Annotated in this window: 15 protein-coding genes; 2 read left to right on the forward strand and 13 right to left on the reverse strand. The window is 65.7% G+C overall.

The window, feature by feature from the left end; all coding sequences use genetic code 11:
* The 11 genes from AC1DR7_RS12395 to AC1DR7_RS12445 all read right to left on the reverse strand — a co-directional run.
* On the reverse strand, positions 1–689 hold a 689-nt coding region (locus AC1DR7_RS12395), incomplete at its 3' end, for a hypothetical protein (RefSeq protein WP_478076505.1).
* Between the two features lie 68 nt (positions 690–757).
* Positions 758–2002, reverse strand: coding sequence for a rhamnosyltransferase WsaF family glycosyltransferase (locus AC1DR7_RS12400; RefSeq protein ID WP_478051682.1), 1245 nt, complete (start codon positions 2000–2002; stop codon positions 758–760).
* Complete coding sequence (locus AC1DR7_RS12405; RefSeq protein ID WP_457318214.1) at positions 1999–3834, reverse strand: glycosyltransferase family 2 protein; 1836 nt, start codon at positions 3832–3834, stop codon at positions 1999–2001. Before AC1DR7_RS12405 ends, AC1DR7_RS12400 begins: the two co-directional genes overlap by 4 nt.
* Before the next feature lie 52 nt (positions 3835–3886).
* A complete protein-coding gene (locus AC1DR7_RS12410) occupies positions 3887–5134 on the reverse strand; it encodes a class I SAM-dependent methyltransferase (protein ID WP_256775316.1) in 1248 nt (415 codons plus the stop codon).
* The gene (locus tag AC1DR7_RS12415) at positions 5115–6347 is read right to left on the reverse strand and encodes an ABC transporter ATP-binding protein (RefSeq protein WP_457318215.1); all 1233 of its coding nucleotides are present in this window, start codon (positions 6345–6347) and stop codon (positions 5115–5117) included. Before AC1DR7_RS12415 ends, AC1DR7_RS12410 begins: the two co-directional genes overlap by 20 nt.
* Positions 6344–7126: an ABC transporter permease gene (locus AC1DR7_RS12420; protein ID WP_256775315.1), complete on the reverse strand. Its 783-nt coding sequence runs from the start codon at positions 7124–7126 to the stop codon at positions 6344–6346. Before AC1DR7_RS12420 ends, AC1DR7_RS12415 begins: the two co-directional genes overlap by 4 nt.
* A gap of 3 nt (positions 7127–7129) precedes the next feature.
* On the reverse strand, positions 7130–8323 hold the full coding sequence (locus AC1DR7_RS12425) for a cystathionine gamma-synthase (RefSeq protein ID WP_457318216.1): 1194 nt from the start codon (positions 8321–8323) through the stop codon (positions 7130–7132).
* A gap of 132 nt (positions 8324–8455) precedes the next feature.
* Positions 8456–9826 carry a pyridoxal-phosphate dependent enzyme gene (locus AC1DR7_RS12430; protein ID WP_478051906.1) on the reverse strand — a complete coding sequence of 457 codons (1371 nt, stop codon included), beginning with the start codon at positions 9824–9826 and terminating at the stop codon, positions 8456–8458.
* Between the two features lie 222 nt (positions 9827–10048).
* Positions 10049–10267, reverse strand: a complete 219-nt coding sequence (locus tag AC1DR7_RS12435; RefSeq protein ID WP_256775312.1) for an HP1242/YdcH family protein — start codon at positions 10265–10267, stop codon at positions 10049–10051.
* A 368-nt stretch (positions 10268–10635) separates the two neighbouring features.
* A complete protein-coding gene (locus AC1DR7_RS12440; protein ID WP_478054195.1) occupies positions 10636–11547 on the reverse strand; it encodes a hypothetical protein in 912 nt (303 codons plus the stop codon).
* Entirely contained in the window at positions 11547–11948 is a 402-nt protein-coding gene (locus tag AC1DR7_RS12445) for a DUF4398 domain-containing protein (protein ID WP_306175462.1), read from the reverse strand. The genes AC1DR7_RS12440 and AC1DR7_RS12445 overlap by 1 nt, the downstream gene beginning before the upstream one ends.
* A gap of 97 nt (positions 11949–12045) precedes the next feature.
* Here AC1DR7_RS12445 and AC1DR7_RS12450 point away from each other — a divergent pair, with 97 nt between their 5' ends.
* Entirely contained in the window at positions 12046–13179 is a 1134-nt protein-coding gene (locus AC1DR7_RS12450) for a PilT/PilU family type 4a pilus ATPase (RefSeq protein ID WP_038690656.1), read from the forward strand.
* Between the two features lie 106 nt (positions 13180–13285).
* Here the strand turns inward: AC1DR7_RS12450 and maiA are convergent, their stop codons facing one another.
* Positions 13286–13930, reverse strand: coding sequence for a maleylacetoacetate isomerase (gene maiA / locus AC1DR7_RS12455; RefSeq protein ID WP_457318220.1), 645 nt, complete (start codon positions 13928–13930; stop codon positions 13286–13288).
* Positions 13931–13959: 29 nt separating this feature from the next.
* Entirely contained in the window at positions 13960–14949 is a 990-nt protein-coding gene (locus AC1DR7_RS12460; RefSeq protein WP_256775310.1) for a fumarylacetoacetate hydrolase family protein, read from the reverse strand.
* Between the two features lie 489 nt (positions 14950–15438).
* Between AC1DR7_RS12460 and AC1DR7_RS12465 the strand changes: the two genes are divergently transcribed.
* Positions 15439–16839: a DEAD/DEAH box helicase gene (locus tag AC1DR7_RS12465; RefSeq protein WP_256775309.1), complete on the forward strand. Its 1401-nt coding sequence runs from the start codon at positions 15439–15441 to the stop codon at positions 16837–16839.
* Positions 16840–17030 lie beyond the last annotated feature (191 nt).

The raw sequence follows: 17030 nt of genomic DNA on the forward strand, positions 1-17030 counted from the left end.
GTGCAAACAGGTGCAAACAGCGCCAGCGTCGCCTGCAGTACCGGCTGCACCTTCAGGAACGGTCCCATGTGGTGGCCCAGCCCAGGCCAYGCCCACAAGGAGGTGAGCAGGTGCAACATCTTCGGGTACTTTTCCACCCAGTCCGTACTGCCCGCGCTGAGCTTGGGATAGCCGGCGCGGAACAGATCAAGGCTGAAAGCGATGTGCTGGTGCGTATCCAGCCCCAGGCTGCCGGCACGCATGGAGTAATACGCAGCCAGCTTCAGACAGACCAGCCCGCCCAGCACTGCCGGGACCCATGCCAATGCCGATCCTGGCGCAACGTTGCCGCCCGACAGGCCGCGCCCTCTGTCCTTGAGTAAGCTCCACGTTGCCGCGCCGGCCACGCCCATCACGAGCAACGGAAGGGCCCATGGCAGGCCCAGGCCCTGCGTCCACGCATAGGTCAGCGGGCTGCACAACAACCACGCCACGATCAGTACGAACTGGCCCAGCAACGCCTTGAAAAACAGCAGCGGTGCACCTGGCTGCGGCACTATCCCCAGCCAGGTGAGCAGCCGGTGTCCGATCAGCGACATCGTGAGCAGCGACACCGTAAGCAGCAGCATGAATTCGAACTGCCAACGGGTTCTGGCAAACAGCGCCACCACCACCAGGTACAGCAGGAACAGCCAGCGCTTGCTGCGCATGCGTGTTTTCAACACATCCAATGTACGTCCCCTGTCCAATCCCTGTGCACCGGCGCCCATCGATGTGGTTACGCCAGTGCCTGCGCCACGCCAGCGGCGATCCGGTCGAAACTGCCCTGCGCCATCAATGGGTGGTCTCCCGAGGCCACCGGCGCGGCCATCATGCCACGCGCTTCGCACGCGTCGACCAGTGCGCTCAGACCCGCGCAGATAGCCTCGGGCGTCATCGACGCCAGCGAATGGACATTGGCCACGGTCTCGTCCAGCCGCTTGTTGTCGTAGCGGTTGGTCAGCACCGACATGCCGAACGCCGCCATCTCCAGCGGCGGATAGCTCGGATGCGGGGACACCATCAACGACAGCCCAATCGACGACGTCGATAGCAGCGTGGCGTACGCATCGATGTCCAGCTTGCCCAGCGCCTTGAGCTTGAACGGCCCCAGGTCCAGGTCGTTTTCAATCTCGCCCGGGGCGGCCACCTGCCATTGGGCCGAGCGCGGATCCTTCCAGCCCCACAGGCGCAGGCCTTCGCAGATCAGCTCGAACGCGTTGCGCGGGGTCCCCGGGCGCGCATAGACGACGATCCGCCGCTCGCGCGCGGTGGTGGCATTGCGCGCCTCGGCCAAGGCAGTACGCAGGCCGTCATGCAGCACCGGCTCGAATACGCTGGCAGTTGCATACCGCATGCCGTGATGGGCGAAGAAGTCGGCGAGCAGGCCGGTATTGAAGATCGCGATGTCACGGTCGCACCGGTAGGTGCTGAGCGACAGCGCGTACTGGCTGGACCATGCATAGAAGCCAGGCTCGAAATCCTGGATCAGGTAGACCATTGGACGGTCGATCCCGCCGTTGGCGTCCTGCCAAGCCGACAGCCGCTGCGCGGCATATGCCGTCCACCACGCGGTGGCTACCCAGATGTCCTCGCCCGCAACCGGCAAGGTTTTGCCATAGCGGTCACTGAACGGAACGATCTGGCGCTGTGCATCGGACGTGGTGCCGGCGGACACCAGGGTATGGTCGGCGAAGCGCGACAGCGCCTCCTCATCTGGCTCGCTGTCCACCAGGATGATGCGCGAGGCGGGGAAGAACCGGCACAGCTCCCGATAGATCAACACTGCAGTATGGATGCCGCCAAAATAGTGCCGGCGGTTGATCGAGGGCAGCACCAGGTTCAGCCGCTTGCCCTGCCACGGGTCGTGGCGCGCATCACAAGGCGTTATTTCCCCGACGCTGGTGGCCGGGGCCACACTGGCCGGGCCACCGGCCTCGAGACGACCGGCGACACGTCGCAGGAGCGAAGCCAGACGACTCATGCCTCGCTCCGCTTCAGGCGCGGTGAGGACGCCATGTAATCCAGGTTGGGGCTGTAGAACGGATCGCCTTCTTCGCGGTACGGCGAATAAGCCTGCGCCGAACGCACGAAATCGCTCTCCGGGATGGCACGCGGATCGCGCGTCTTGGATTCATGGTGGATCATCGAAGACTCGGCCACGTAGACCGTATGGAAGCCAGCGGCATAAGCACGCAGGCACAGTTCGACATCACTGCCACACACGATGAACGATTCGTCGAAGCCACCGACCTGCTCGAATTTGTCGCGGGCAATGACCATGCAGGCGCCGGTGACGGCCAGCACCTGACGCTGCAGCACCGGCGACACGAACAGGTTCTGGTTGTGCTGGGGCACCTCGCCCTTGAAGACATGGTCGGCCCAGCCGCCCATGCCGATCACAACACCGGCATGCTGGATGGTGCGGTCTCCGTACAGCAGAAGTGGACCGCAGACACCGACATCGCGGCGCAACGCATTCTCCACCAGGCGCTGAAGCCAGTCGCCCTTGATGACCTCGGTATCGTTGTTCAGGAACACCAGCACGTCGCCACGTGCCTGGGCGGCAGCCAGGTTGTTCAGCGCCGACCAGTTGAATGGCACGTCGGCGTCGATGACCCGGAAATCACCGCGCTGCGACATCACCTGCAACCACGCCAGCGTCTCGGGCTGGGTAGAGCCGTTGTCGACCACGATGATCTCGTAGGCCGGGTAGTCGGTCATTGCCAGCAGCGATTCGACGCAGGTGCGCAGCAGGTCCAGTCCGTCGCGGGTCGGGATGATGATGCTGGCCATCGGCGCAGGCGCGAGGATCGGGTAGCGGACGTCGTAGCAGAAAAGCTGCTTGCCATCGTCCACCTGGGCACCCGGGTAGAGCACATCGACATGACGCTGGATCGCGCGTTTGCCGGCATCGTGCGCGTAGGGCTTGGAACCGGCATTGGCGGCCGTCGAGCCGGCATGGGCGCGCCAGTGGTACAACACGCGCGGCACGTGGGCTACACGCGCACCGTCAGCCACGCAGCGCAGGACCAGGTCGTAATCCTGCGAACCATCGCAGCTGCTGTCCAGACCGCCGTGACGCTGGATCAAGTTGCGCTCGAAGCTGACCAAATGACCCAGGTACATCTGCGCCATGAACAGGTCATGGTTCCAGTCCGGCTTGAAATACGGGTGACGAAGGCGTCCGTCATCACCCAGCACGTCATGGTCGGAGTACACGATATCGGCGTTGGTACGGACATGGCATTCGACGACCGAGGCCAACGCGTCGGGTTCGAGYAGGTCGTCATGATCCAGGAACGTCACCCAACGACCGCTGGCCTGCGCGAGCGCCGCGTTGGTGGTCGCTGCAATGCCACTGCGCTGCGCCGAACGGGTCACCCGTAACGTGGGGATCTCGCGCTGCAGTTCGGCGAGGATCGAGGCGACATGCGGTTGGTCGGAAGCATCGTCGTGAATGCAGATTTCCCAGTTCCGGTAGGTCTGCTGCTGCACGCTGGCAATGGCCTCGCGCAAGAAATTCTCCGGCGTGTTGCAGACCGGCATCACCACACTGATCAGGCCGGCGTCGGCCGGTACCGGCACCGGTCGCTGGGCGGCCAGCCACTGCGCATACGCATCAGGCGCAAGCGGGTTCGGCGGGGTCTGCGGCCCATTGGCATAGGCAAGGATCGCCCGCACCAATTGTCGCGGCCCCTTGCGCGAGGCACGCGCAAGCGCAGAGAAGATGCTTCCTGCGGAAACACCTTGGCCCTGTGCACGGCGGACGCTCCAGTAGATCGCCTTGAGCACGTTGCTCAGTTTGGACAGCATCAGATAACTCCCTTTTTATTCGGTGCCTGGGCGCGCACGTAGACAGGCCAACTCACAACGTGACCCATGCGGCGGCGTAGCCGGCCAGCAGTCCGCCGACCCCCAGTGCCAGCATCACCAGCTTCCATTTCCTGCGCGACCGTGTGTAGGCGGCCGCATCGTCCGCCCGCTGGCTTTCCAGCCTGCGGCGCGCCTGATCCTGCTGCTCGCGCTCCTGCAGCAGACGCTGCTCGGCCTGCGCGAGTTGCTCGTCGCGCTGGGAGACGGTCTGCACCATTGCGTGGAGCTCTTCCCGGGCGTGCTGAAGGGCCGTCTGGCTCTCGACGTCACGGGCCAGCCAACCTGCATCGCTTTCGTCTTTGGCCGCCTGCAACTGCTGGGCGTAGTTGGCAGCAGCGCCCCATTCGCGCTTGGCTACCGCCAAGTCTGCGATGTAGGCGTCCAGCATCCGGGCCGTGGATTCCCACTCGCGCTCCGCGTTGTTGGCACGGAGCCCCAAAGCGCGCAGGCCCTTGGCCAACCCGCTCAGCAGGGCAGTCGCTTCCGCGTCCGACCCGGCCTGGAAGGGAGGATTGGCCCGCAGGCGCGCGGCATCGGTGTCACGGCGCACGGCAACGTAGTACTCGCGGTACGGCTCATCGCTATGGTCGCCGGCAAAAACCCGGCTGTTGTACAGGCGATCGGCCGCTTCCACCAAGGGTTCCAGCTCGGGGAACTTGACCTTGATGAAATGCGTGCCCATCAAGCTTGCCCACAAAGTGGCATTGCCTTGGCCAAAGCGCAGTACTTCCATGCCGGCGGCTTCGAAGGTCTGCACGACCTCGGCCGTCTGCACCAGGCCGAACTCCTTGTGCTCCTGCAGCCACACGTAATCTTCACCGAACAACTCATGCCAACGCCCGTTGGCCTCCACCTCGGCCTGCTCCACCCAGGGCCGCTCGGGCGGAAAACCGACGATCACGGCGCGACCTGCAACACGCGCCATTTCTGCGATGGCGCGCGTGCGCAGATCGGCGGGAATATGCTCAAGCACGTCCAGGGACACCACCGCATCGAACTGCTGGTCGGTAAACGGCAGCGCGGTTGCATCGGCGACAACGAAGTCCTTCTCGTCACCCTCAACGTGAAGGTCGGTGTACAGGAAGGTCGCCTGCGGAAGGAACTGGCCCAGCAGGCGTTGCCGATTGGCCCCTACCTCCAGCACGCTCGGCGCGTCGAGCCCCAGGGTCTGGAGCAGGTGTGCGGCCGCAGCGTAACGCTGGTAATGGTCGAACGGGATATCAAGAAGCGTCGACGTCATGGACCTTCCACTCATGGGGGATATAGACCACGCCTTCGCTGAAATAGGGCGCAGCCACGGTGAATACGCTGGCTTCGGACAGGTAGTCCAGGCAGACCAGGCCCTTGTCGGTGAACAGGCCCACATCGACACGGTACGTGCCGGTGAGCAGGGTCATCGAAGGAATGTGATAGGTGACGCGGTGCGACCCACGCGAGGTCGGGATCTGCACGCGCTCCAGATAGGTATTTGGACCGAAGATGTGCAAACCATCCATGCCCTTGATCGCCACGCCGAGCAACAGACCCTGCACCGCGTCGTCGACCACGGTATAGCTGATGTCCACGCTCAACGGCTCGAATGGCGCGAGCATGTCCGTGCTCAACGCAACCGTCTCCAGGTGCGCGGGGATGCTATCCGGGCGTGGCGCACGACACGTCTCGGCCGCCGCCTCACTTGCCTGCTCGCGCCCCAGTTCATAGTCGCGGAATCGATCGGCGACGAAACTGGCCTCGCCATGCAGCTTGACCTTGCCGCCTTCCAGCCACAGGGCGGTCTGGCAGAAGCGCTTTACCTGCTCCAGCGAATGCGAGACGAACAGGATGGTGGCGCCGCGCGCGCGGATCTGCTCGATCCGGGCAAGGCATTTCATCTGGAAGCGGATGTCACCCACCGACAGCGCTTCGTCGATGATCAGCACGTCCGGCTCGGTATGGATGGCCACCGAGAACGCGAGGCGCACGTACATGCCGCTTGAGTACGTTTTCACGGGCCGATCGAAGAAATCGCCGATGTCGGCGAAGGCGATGATCGACTCCAGCTTGTCGTCTACTTCCTTGCGGCTCAGACCCAGCAGCGAGGCACTCAGGTAGACGTTGTCGCGCCCTGAGAAATCTGGATTGAAGCCCGCGCCGAGTTCGAGCAGCGCGGCGAAACGGCCATGGATGTTCACCGACCCGGAGGTCGGGCGGACCGTCCCGCAGAGGATCTGCAGCAAGGTGGACTTGCCTGCCCCGTTGCGGCCGATGATGCCAACGGTCTCGCCGCGGGGCACGACCAGATTGACCCCATCCAGAGCACGGAAGGTACGGCTGGCGCGATCACCGGACGGCCGCAGCAGGGACATCAGGCGATCGCGCGGGCTGGCGTAGACCGGATAGTCCTTGGTGACATTCAGGACTTCGATCGCCGCGTCGGCAAGGGTTGCCGTGTCAGCGGGAAGTGGGCTGTTCATAGGACGTCCGAGAATCCGCGCGAGAGGCGACGGAAGAGAGCGTAGGAGACAAGCGCGAAGATCACCGACAGCGTGAAGTGGGGCAGCAGCACAGCCAGGTCAGGCGCCGCGTTCTGGACCGTGACCGCGCGCAGCTGTTCGATCGGGGTCACCAGTGGATTGAAGTGGATCAGCCCGGCCACGGCCGGAGGCATCGCCTTGGCCGGGAAGAAGATCGGGCTCAGGAACAGCAGCACGCTGCTCAGGATGCCGACGAACTGGCCGATGTCGCGCAGATAGACGCCCAGCGCGGACAACGACCAGGCAATCGCCAGCAGCATCGGGGTCATTTCCAGCAGAATCAGCGGCGCGGTGAGCGCCCAGGCCGAGGGCAGGCCGGATTGCCAGGTTTGCGCGACGAGCAGGATCAGCAAGCCGATCCCAGCGGTCGTCAGCGCGGCCGCCACCTTCACCATGGACAGCACCGGCAGCGGGAACACTACCTTCTTCACGAAGTTGGGCTGCCCAGCGATGATCCCCGGAGCGGTAACCAGCACCTCGGACAACAGGGTGAACGGCACCAGCCCGGCGAACAGCATCAGGGCGAAGTCACCGGTCGATTCGGCCCCTGCCCAGCGTGCCTTGAAGACGCCGCTGAAGACCAGGGTGTAAACGCAGAGCATGAGCACCGGCTGCAGCACCAGCCACAGGACGCCCAACGTGGTAGTGCGATAACGGGCGGCCAGCTCACGCCCCAGCAGCTGGCGGAACAGGAACAGCAGGTTGGCGTGCTTCTGCATCGATCAGGAGTTCCCAGCCAACAGCGCCTGCTCCAGATCCACCTGCAGATCCCCCAACTCCTCAACCCCCACGCTCAGCCGGACCAGCGCATCACTGATCCCCAGCTGCTCCCGGCGTTCCACCGGGATCGACGCATGCGTCATCACCGCCGGATGATTCACCAGGCTTTCCACCCCGCCCAGCGACTCGGCCAGGGTGAACAACTCGGTCTTCTCGCAGAAGCGCTTGGCCGCCGCGAATCCGCCCTTGAGCACGATCGAGACGATGCCGCCGTAGCCGTTCATCTGGCGCGTGGCCAGTTCATGCTGCGGGTGCGAGGTCAGGCCGGGGTAGATCACCTTCTCCACCGCCGGGTGGGTCTCCAGCCACTGGGCCAGGGCCAGCGCGTTGGCGCAATGGGCCTTCATGCGCAGCGGCAGGGTCTTCAGGCCGCGCAGGGCCAGGAAGCTGTCGAACGGCCCCTGCACGCCCCCGATGGAGTTCTGCAGGAACGCCATCTGCTCGGCCAGTTCGGCGTTGTCGCCGACCACCACCATGCCGCCGACCATGTCCGAGTGCCCGTTGAGGTACTTGGTGGCCGAGTGCAGGACCAGGTCCGCGCCCAGTTCCAGCGGGCGCTGCAGCATCGGCGAGGCGAAGGTGTTGTCGACCACCACGATCAGGCCGTGGCGCTTGGCGATGGCGGCCACCGCGGCGATGTCCACGATCTTCAGCATCGGGTTGGTCGGGGTTTCGATCCAGACCATCTTCGTCTGCTCGGTGATCGAGGCCTCGAAGGCGGCCAGGTCGGTCAGGTCCACGAAGCTGAACTGCAGGTTGGCGGTGCGCTTACGCACGCGCTCGAACAGGCGGAAGGTGCCGCCGTAGATGTCGTCCATCGCCACCACGTGGCTGCCGGCGTCCAGCAGCTCCATCACCGTGGAGCTGGCGGCCATGCCCGAGGCGAACGCGAAGCCGCGGCTGCCGCCTTCCAGGGAGGCCACACAGCGCTCGTAGGCGAAGCGGGTGGGATTGTGGGTGCGCGAGTACTCAAAGCCCTGGTGTTCGCCGGGGCTGGACTGGGCGTAGGTGGAGGTCGCGTAGATCGGCGGCATCACCGCGCCGGTGCTCGGATCGGGCGACTGTCCGCCGTGGATGGCCAGGGTAGCCAGGGCAAGTGCACGGTTGCCGTGCCCGGAGAAAGCGTGGTCGGACATGTTGTTTCCCAGCAATGGAGAGCCCCGGTAGGGGCTCCCGCAAAAGGAGCGGAAGTCTATCAGCGGCGGCTTAATTGACCGTTGACGCGGATAAACGCTGATTCAGAGCAGCTGCGGCCGGCGCGGGGCGGTTTACTGGACCCGGCGGCGCAGGTAGTTCAGCAGGTCGATGCGGGTGATCAGGCCCAGGAAGGCGGTGCCGTCCATGACGATGGCGACCTGGCCGCGGTCGAACACCGGCAGCAGGGCCTCGATCGGCGATTTCACGTCCAGCCGGTCCAGCTTGCTGACCATCGCCGTGGCGACCGGGTCGCGGAAGCGGGCTTCGTCGCCGTAGACATGCAACAGCACGTCGCTTTCGTCCACGATGCCCACCAGCTGGTCGCCGTCCATCACCGGCAGCTGCGACACGTCGTACAGCTTCATGCGCTGGTAGGCGGTGGTCAGCAGGTCCTTCGGCCCGATCACCACGGTGTCGCGCTGGCCGTACGGGCGCAGGATCAGGTCGCGCAGATCGCCCGACTGCGGGCGCTCCAGGAAGCCGTTGTCCAGCATCCAGTAGTCGTTGTACATCTTGGACAGGTACTTGTTGCCGGTGTCGCAGACCAGCACCAGCACCTTCTTCGGGGTGGTCTGCTCCTTGCAGTACTTCAGCGCGGCAGCCAGCAGGGTGCCGGTGGAGGAGCCGCCGAGGATGCCTTCCTTGCCCAGCAGCTCGCGCGCGGTATGGAAGCTCTCGGCATCGCTGATCGCATAGGCCTTGGTGACGCGGCTGAAGTCGGCGATCGAGGGCAGGAAGTCCTCGCCGATGCCTTCCACCAGCCAGCTGCCGGACTTGTCGTTGAGCACGCCGTCGTTGATGTACTCGGCCAGGATCGAGCCGACCGGATCGGCCAGCACCAGTTCGGTCTTCGGCGAGGCGGTGGCGAACGCGCGCGACAGGCCGGTCATGGTGCCCGAGCTGCCGCAACCGAACACGATCGCGTCCAGGTCGCCGTCCATCTGTGCCAGGATCTCCGGACCGGTGCCGAACTCATGCGCCGCCGGGTTGTCCGGGTTGCCGAACTGGTTGATGAAGTACGCGCCCGGGGTTTCCTCGGCCACGCGCTGGGCCATGTCCTGGTAGTACTCCGGATGGCCCTTGGCCACATCCGACCGGGTCAGGCGCACTTCGGCGCCCATCGCCTTGAGGTTGAAGATCTTCTCGCGGCTCATCTTGTCGGGTACGACCAGGATCAGCTTGTAGCCCTTCTGCTGGGCGACCAGCGCCAGGCCCAGGCCGGTGTTGCCGGCGGTGCCCTCGACCAGGGTCGCGCCCGGCTTGAGGTCACCGCGCTTTTCAGCGGCTTCGATCATCGACAGGCCGATGCGATCCTTGATCGATCCTCCGGGATTGGCGCTTTCGAGCTTGAGATAAAGCTCGCAGACGCCGGTGTCCAGGCGCTGGGCCTTGACGATCGGGGTCTGGCCAATGAGTTCAAGTACGGAGGAATGGATTGCCATCGGTTCACATCGATTCGCGCCGCAATGCGGCCGGACCGGTGATTATCCGACGGTTGGCGGAGAAAGTCAGGTTGCCGCGATCTACGGCCGTCGGCGGCCGACGAAGGGCCTGCGGCACAAGGCCCTGCACAGAACGACGCGGACGGCGTCCCTCGACGAGGAGACGGACGCCGCCCGCGTCGACGGGGGAAGGTACCGACCGTAGGCCGGTACCCAAAGGGCTCAATGCATGGGGGAGTCGTACATCCGTTCCAGCTTCTGCTTGGCCAGCAGCTTCTCACGCTTCATCCGGCCCAGGGTCAGATCGTCTATCGGCAACACACCCAGCTGGGCATCCATGCACTTTTTGTTCAACTTCTGGTGCCGCTCGTACAGTGCCTTGAATTCCGGGTCACGCTTGCGGCGTGCATCGATCTCGCTCTGGGGCTGACCTTCGAACATGATGAACCTCCTATCGCTTGTTGCAGAAACAAGAACGCCCCGGCCTCACGGCACGGGGCGTTGCTTTTGGGTGGAGCGCCGGACACGAACCGCAACCGAACCTGCACGTGCAACCGGGACTGCCCGGACTGCAGACTGCTGTGGTTCAAGCCCTCGGTTCATCGGCCCGGCCCTCCAATCGTCCGGGTCGCGGAAGGCCACCCGGACAACTGACCCTACGCCTGCTCCGGAGGGTCTTCAAGCGTTTCATCTGAAATTTTCGATGTGGCCCAGCAGAGGTTCAGGCTGAACACGCAGAACAACGAAAATTAAACGAAAACAAGCAGTTGCATCACAACCAACGATCGTGGTCGACCACCGCGCCGTTCTCAGGGCGCGATGATCACCTCGGCCGAACGCGCCTTGGTCGCCGCCGCCTTCTTGCCGCTCACCTGCAGCCGGCTGGCGCTGACGCCCGCGGCCACCAGCGCGTCGCGCAGGGCCTGGGCACGCTGATCGCCCACCCCGGCGGCGGCATCATAGGCCTCGATCCGCACCCGACCCTTCTTGCCGATGTTGAGGTACTCGGCCAGCGCCTTGGCCTGGCCCTTGGCCCCGGCCGACAAAGCACCCTTGCCGGCGGCGAAGGCATCGCCGTTGAAGGTGAAGACCTCGCCGCGGGTGTCGAACTTCGACCCCGGCAGCTTGTTGCCCGAGACCAGTTCGGCCTCTTCGCGGGCCAGCTTGGCCGCGCTCTGCTGGGCTGCGCTCAGGCGCGCGGTCTGCTTGCCGGCCACGCTGGTCAGCGCGGTTTCGGCATCCTGGCGGGCCAGGGCTTCCTGTTCGGCGGCCACGCGCAGGCGCTCGCTCTCCTCGGCCTGGATCTGCGCCTGCACGCGCAGGCGTTCGGCCTCCTGGCGGGCGCGCTGGGCATCGCGGCGGCTGGCTTCGATCAGCAGCTCGCTGCGGGTGCGTTCGAGCTGGTCGACCTCGCGCTGGGCCAGCGCGGCACGTACGCTGGTTTCGGCGATCTCGACCCGGCGCTCGGCCAGGTAACGGGCCTGGTCCACATCACGGCGCTTGGCCTTGGCCAGCTCCGCGACCGCCTGCTGGGCCTGCAGCCGCTCGAAGGCGCCCAACTGGGCCGCATCGGGGTTGGCCTGGATGGCCATCAGCCGCTGGCTCAACTGGGCCACGGCCGGGTCTTCGGCCGCCTGGGCCAGCAGCGGCAGGGCCAGGCTGGCGGCCAGCAGCAGGGTGGAGGCACGCAGCGTCGGGGACTTCATCGGCGAAACCTTCATCAGCGGTTCTCCCCGGTGGCGAGCTGGCGTTGCAGCTGGGTCACCTCATTGCGGCGCAGCTGCAGCTGGGCGGTGGCCGTGGCCTCCTCGCTGCGGGCGCGGGCCAGGTCGGCATCGACCGTGGCGCGAACGGCCAGGGCCGGGGCGTTCTTGCGCTCGCGGCGGTCGCCGGCCGCGCGCTGGGCCTGTTCAAGCCCTTGCCGGGCCACGGCGATCAGGTCCGGGGCGTACTGGTCGGCATCGGCCTGGGTGGCCTTGTCGACCGCCTGCCGGGCCTGCATCAGCTCCAGCGCGCCGTCCTGCGCCTGGGCGGCGCCTGCGAACGCGAGTGTGCACACCGTCACGCATATCAGCAGCGTCCGGTACGGGACACGTCGTATTTGTGCGAAGCTAGGATTCATTGGGGGTGCCGTCGCCAGAAGTAGGAGCGCGGCCATTGTCGGAAGCCTGCGGCGTGCTTGCAATGGCACGCGGCCGATTGTTGGGGAAACATTTCGCATGGATATCGGCTATTTCCTGAAGCTGATGACCGAAAAGAACGCTTCGGACATGTTCTTGACGACCGGAGCACCGGTATACATCAAGATCGAGGGCAAGTTGTACCCGCTGGGCAATACCGGCCTGCCGCCGGGAATGGTCAAGAAGATCGCCTACTCGCTGATGGACGAGGGCCAGGTGCCCGAGTTCGAGCGCGAGCTGGAGCTCAACATGGCCATCGCCCTGGCCGAGGCCGGGCGCTTCCGCGTCAACGTGTTCAAGCAGCGCGGCGAGGTGGGCATGGTGATCCGTGCCATCCGCAGCAAGATTCCCAGCATCGAAGAGCTCAACCTGCCGCAGGTGCTCAAGGACGTCATCATGACCCCGCGCGGGCTGGTGCTGGTGGTCGGCTCGACCGGTTCGGGCAAGTCGACCTCGCTGGCCTCGATGATCGACCACCGCAACAGCACCACGACCGGGCACATCCTCACCATCGAGGACCCGATCGAGTACCTGCACAAGCACAAGATGTCCATCGTCAACCAGCGCGAGGTCGGGCTGGATACGCACGCCTTCCACAACGCGCTGAAGAACGCGATGCGTGAAGCGCCGGACGTGATCCTGATCGGCGAGATCCTGGATGCCGAAACCATGGAGGCGGCCATCGCCTTCGCCGAGACCGGGCACCTGTGCCTGGCCACGCTGCACTCCAACAACGCCGACCAGACCATCGAGCGCATCCTCAACTTCTTCCCGGAAAGCGCCCACCGCAACGTGCTGATGAACCTGTCGCTGAACCTGCGCGCGGTGGTGTCCCAGCGCCTGGTGAAGGGTAAGGACGGGCGTCGCCTGCCGGCCACCGAGGTGTTGATCAACACCCCGATGATCCGCGATCTGCTGCGCCGCGGCCAGGTGCATGAGATCAAGGCTGCGATGGAAGCCTCGCTGGAAGAAGGCATGGAGAGCTTCGACCAGTGCCTGTTCCGGATGGCCAAGAACGGCATCATCGAGCAGGAGGAAGCGCTGCGCGCGGCCGACTCGCGCGATGGCCTGGCGTTGAAGTTCCGGCTGTCCGAAGGTGGCAGTGGCGAGCACGATCCGTACGCGGATTTCTCGGCCAACAGTGCGCCGGCGGCGATCACGCACGGGTTCTGAGGGGTGATCGGGGAGCCACGCGTTGCGTGGCTCTACCGGTGCGGTTTCGATCCAGTCTTTTGAGGAGCCGGCCAACGGCCGGCACTACCCTGCGCGTTACCGCCGGTCAGGCGGCGTCGGGCTGGTTTTCCGGGCGCGCCGTGTCGAAGGCCGGCAAGGCAAGGCACGCCGCATCGATCCGGGCCAGGGTCGGGTACGGCTCCAGGTCCAGGTTGAAGCGGCGCGCGTTGTACAGCTGCGGGACAAGACAGCAGTCGGCAAGGCTCGGGCTGTCGCCATGGCAGAAGCGACCGGTATCGACCGATTCGACCAGCATCCGCTCCATCGCGTCGAACCCCACCCGCATCCAGTGCCGGGTCCAGTCATCGCGCTCGACCTGCGGCACGTTCCAGGTGTCGCTGAAGAACTGCATCACCCGCAGGTTGTTGAGCGGGTGCACATCGCACGCCACCAACTGTGCCAGACCGCGCACCCGCGCACGCCCGGCCGCATCGTCGGGCAGCAGCGCCGGCAGCGGGAACACCTCGTCCAGGTATTCCAGGATCGCCATCGACTGCCGCAGCACCTGCCCGTCATGGCACAGCGTGGGCACCAGTTCCTGGGGATTGAGCGCGGCATAGGCCGCGCTGTGCTGCTGTCCACCATCGCGCACCAGGTGCACCGGGGTGATCCGGTGTGGCAGCTGCTTGAGATTCAACCCGATCCGCACGCGATACGCCGCGCTGGACCGCCAGTAGCTGAACAGTTCGATGGCGCTCTCGTCGGTGGCGGTGGCCGCGTTCAGGGCTTGGCGGCCTGTTCGATGCGCTGCTCGATCGCCCCGAAGATGCTCTCGCCGGCCGCGTCGAGCATTTCGATCCGGACCACGTCGCCGAAGGACATGAACGGCGTGCTCGGCTTGCCGTCGCGCAGGGTTTCCACCGTGCGCTGTTCGGCGAAGCAGGACGCGCCCTTGCTGGTGTCCTCGTTGGCGATGGTGCCCGAGCCGACGATCGCACCGGCGCCCAGCGGACGGGTCTTGGCCGCGTGCGCAACCAGCTGGGCGAAGTTGAACTGCATGTCCACGCCGGCTTCCGGCGCGCCGAACCATTCGCCATTGATATGGGTGAGCAGCGGCAGGTGGACCTTGCTGTCCTGCCAGGCCTCACCCAGCTCATCGGGGGTGACGAACACCGGCGACAGCGCCGAGCGCGGCTTGGACTGCAGGAACCCGAAGCCCTTGGCCAGCTCGCCCGGGATCAGGTTGCGCAGCGAGACGTCGTTGACCAGCCCGACCAGCTGGATGTGGCCGGCGGCCTGTTCCGGGGTCACCGCCATCGGCACGTCGTCGGTGATCACCACGATCTCCGCCTCCAGGTCGATGCCGTAGTCCTCGCTGACCACCTTGACCGCGTCGCGCGGGCCGTAGAAGCCGGCGCTGGTGGCCTGGTACATCAACGGATCGGTGTAGAAGCTCTCCGGCACTTCGGCGCCCCGCGCACGGCGCACCCGCGCCACGTGCGGCAGGTAGGCGCTGCCGTCGACGAATTCATAGGCGCGCGGCAGCGGCGCGGCCAGCGCCTGCAGGTCGATGTCGAACACGCCGTCGGCGCTGCCGTCGTTGAGCGATTCGTACAGCGCGTTCAGGCGCGGCGCCAGGTGCGACCAGTCTTCCAGCGCCTGCTGCAGCGTGGTGGCGATGCCGGTGGCGCGCACGCCGTGGCGCAGGTCGCGCGAGACCACGATCAGGGTGCCGTCGCGGCCGCCTTCCTTCAAAGAACCAAGCTTCATGGGTGGGTATCCGGAATCGCGAAAATAGGTTTCAAGTGTAATCAAATGCGCGGTCAATCCAAGTCGCACTGCGCCAGAACGACGATAGCCCATGCGAATGATGCTGGGGTGGTCGCCTGCGACGGTCGCCCGGCCAACGGCCGGTCGTTACGGATTGCGACGGGCGCCGGGTAGCTCCGGATACGTCGGCGCTGGCGTCTCCAAGCTGAACAGGGGGATTTGGTACGGAACTCAACTATCCGCTAGACTATGCCGGTCTGCAGCGGCCGTCCGTTTCCCTTCGGGATCGCCGGCGATATGGATCATCGATCCGTCGCCCGCCCCCACTCCGACGCCATTCGTCATGCATACCAGTCTGCGCACCGCGCTGGCTGCACCCAATTCTCGCAGCGCGGTTTACGGGAACGCTCCGAGTCAGCCGATCACTCTGATCTGCCTCGCGTCCGGCCATTCGGCCTGGCGTTACTTTGTCTTTGGAGCTTCCACCCGATGTCTTTTGAATCCTTGGGCCTTGCCCCGTTCCTGCTGCGCGCGTTGGCCGAGCAGGGCTACGACACCCCCACCCCGATCCAGGAGCAGGCCATCCCGCTCGCCCTGGAAGGCCGCGACCTGCTGGCCGGCGCACAGACCGGTACCGGCAAGACCGCCGCGTTCGGCCTGCCGCTGCTGCAGCACCTGGGCACCAACCCGCAGGCCGTCGATGGCCCGCGCCGTCCGCGTGCACTGGTGCTGGCCCCAACCCGCGAGCTGGCCACCCAGGTGCATGACAGCCTGCGCGGCTACAGCAAGTACCTGCGCATCCCGAGCGCCTGCATCTACGGCGGCGTCGGCATGGGCAACCAGTTCGACGTGCTGCGCCGTGGCGTGGACCTGCTGGTCGCCTGCCCGGGCCGCCTGATCGATCACATCGAGCGTCGCAGCGTCGACCTTTCCGGCATCGAAATCCTGGTGCTGGACGAAGCCGACCGCATGCTCGACATGGGCTTCCTGCCGTCGATCAAGAAGATCCTCGCCAAGCTGCCGCGCCAGAACCGCCAGACCCTGCTGTTCTCGGCGACCTTCGAAGAGAGCATCAAGCAGCTGGCGCTGGAGTTCATGCGCAACCCGGAGCAGATCCAGGTCACGCCGAAGAACACCGTTGCCGAGAACATCAGCCACCGCGTGCACCCGGTCGATGGCCCGCGCAAGCGCGAGCTGCTGCTGCACCTTCTGGCCCAGGACAGCCGTGAGCAGACCCTGGTGTTCGGCCGTACCAAGCATGGCTGCGACAAGCTGGCCATGTTCCTGGACAAGTCCGGCATCAAGACCGCGGCGATCCACGGCAACAAGAGCCAGGGCCAGCGCCTGCGCGCACTGGGCGACTTCAAGGCTGGCCGCGTGACCGTGCTGGTGGCGACCGACATCGCCGCGCGCGGCATCGACATCAACGAGCTGCCGAAGGTCATCAACTATGACCTGCCGATGGTGGCCGAGGATTACGTGCACCGCATCGGCCGTACCGGCCGTAACGGCGCAACCGGCCAGGCGATCTCGCTGGTGGCCCAGGACGAGGCCAAGCTGCTCCGCCAGATCGTGCGCCTGCTGGACAAGGATATGGACATCCGCGATGTRCCGGGCTTCGAGCCGCAGACCCCGATCCGCTGGGGCAACAGCGCGCCGGGCAAGGCCGAGCTGCCGGGTGGCGATCGCTCGCCGCGCAAGCACGCACGTCGCCCGCACGCCGAGGCCCCGCGCCACGCCCATGCCGGCCCGAAGAAGGCCGGCGGCGCTCAGCGTGATGGCGCCGGTCGCGGTGCTCCGCGTGGTGGCCAGCCGCAGGGCCAGCGCCGTGGCGGTGGCAATGCCGCTGGCGGCCGCAGCCAGGGCGGCGGTGGCGGTCGCGCCAGCTGATCCGTTCGCGGACCGGTTGAATTGAAAAGGGCGACGCTTCATGCGTCGCCCTTTTTTTGGTTTGCATCCGGGCCGTAGAGCCGACCGTTGGTCGGCTGCTCTTCGTTCGGGTGTCCCGGTAGCCGACCAACGGTCGGCTCTACGTGGGATCGCGGTAGCCGACCAACGGTCGGCTCTACGGGTGGCCGCCG

The sequence above is a fragment of the Stenotrophomonas sp. P5_A9 genome, from assembly GCF_056400525.1.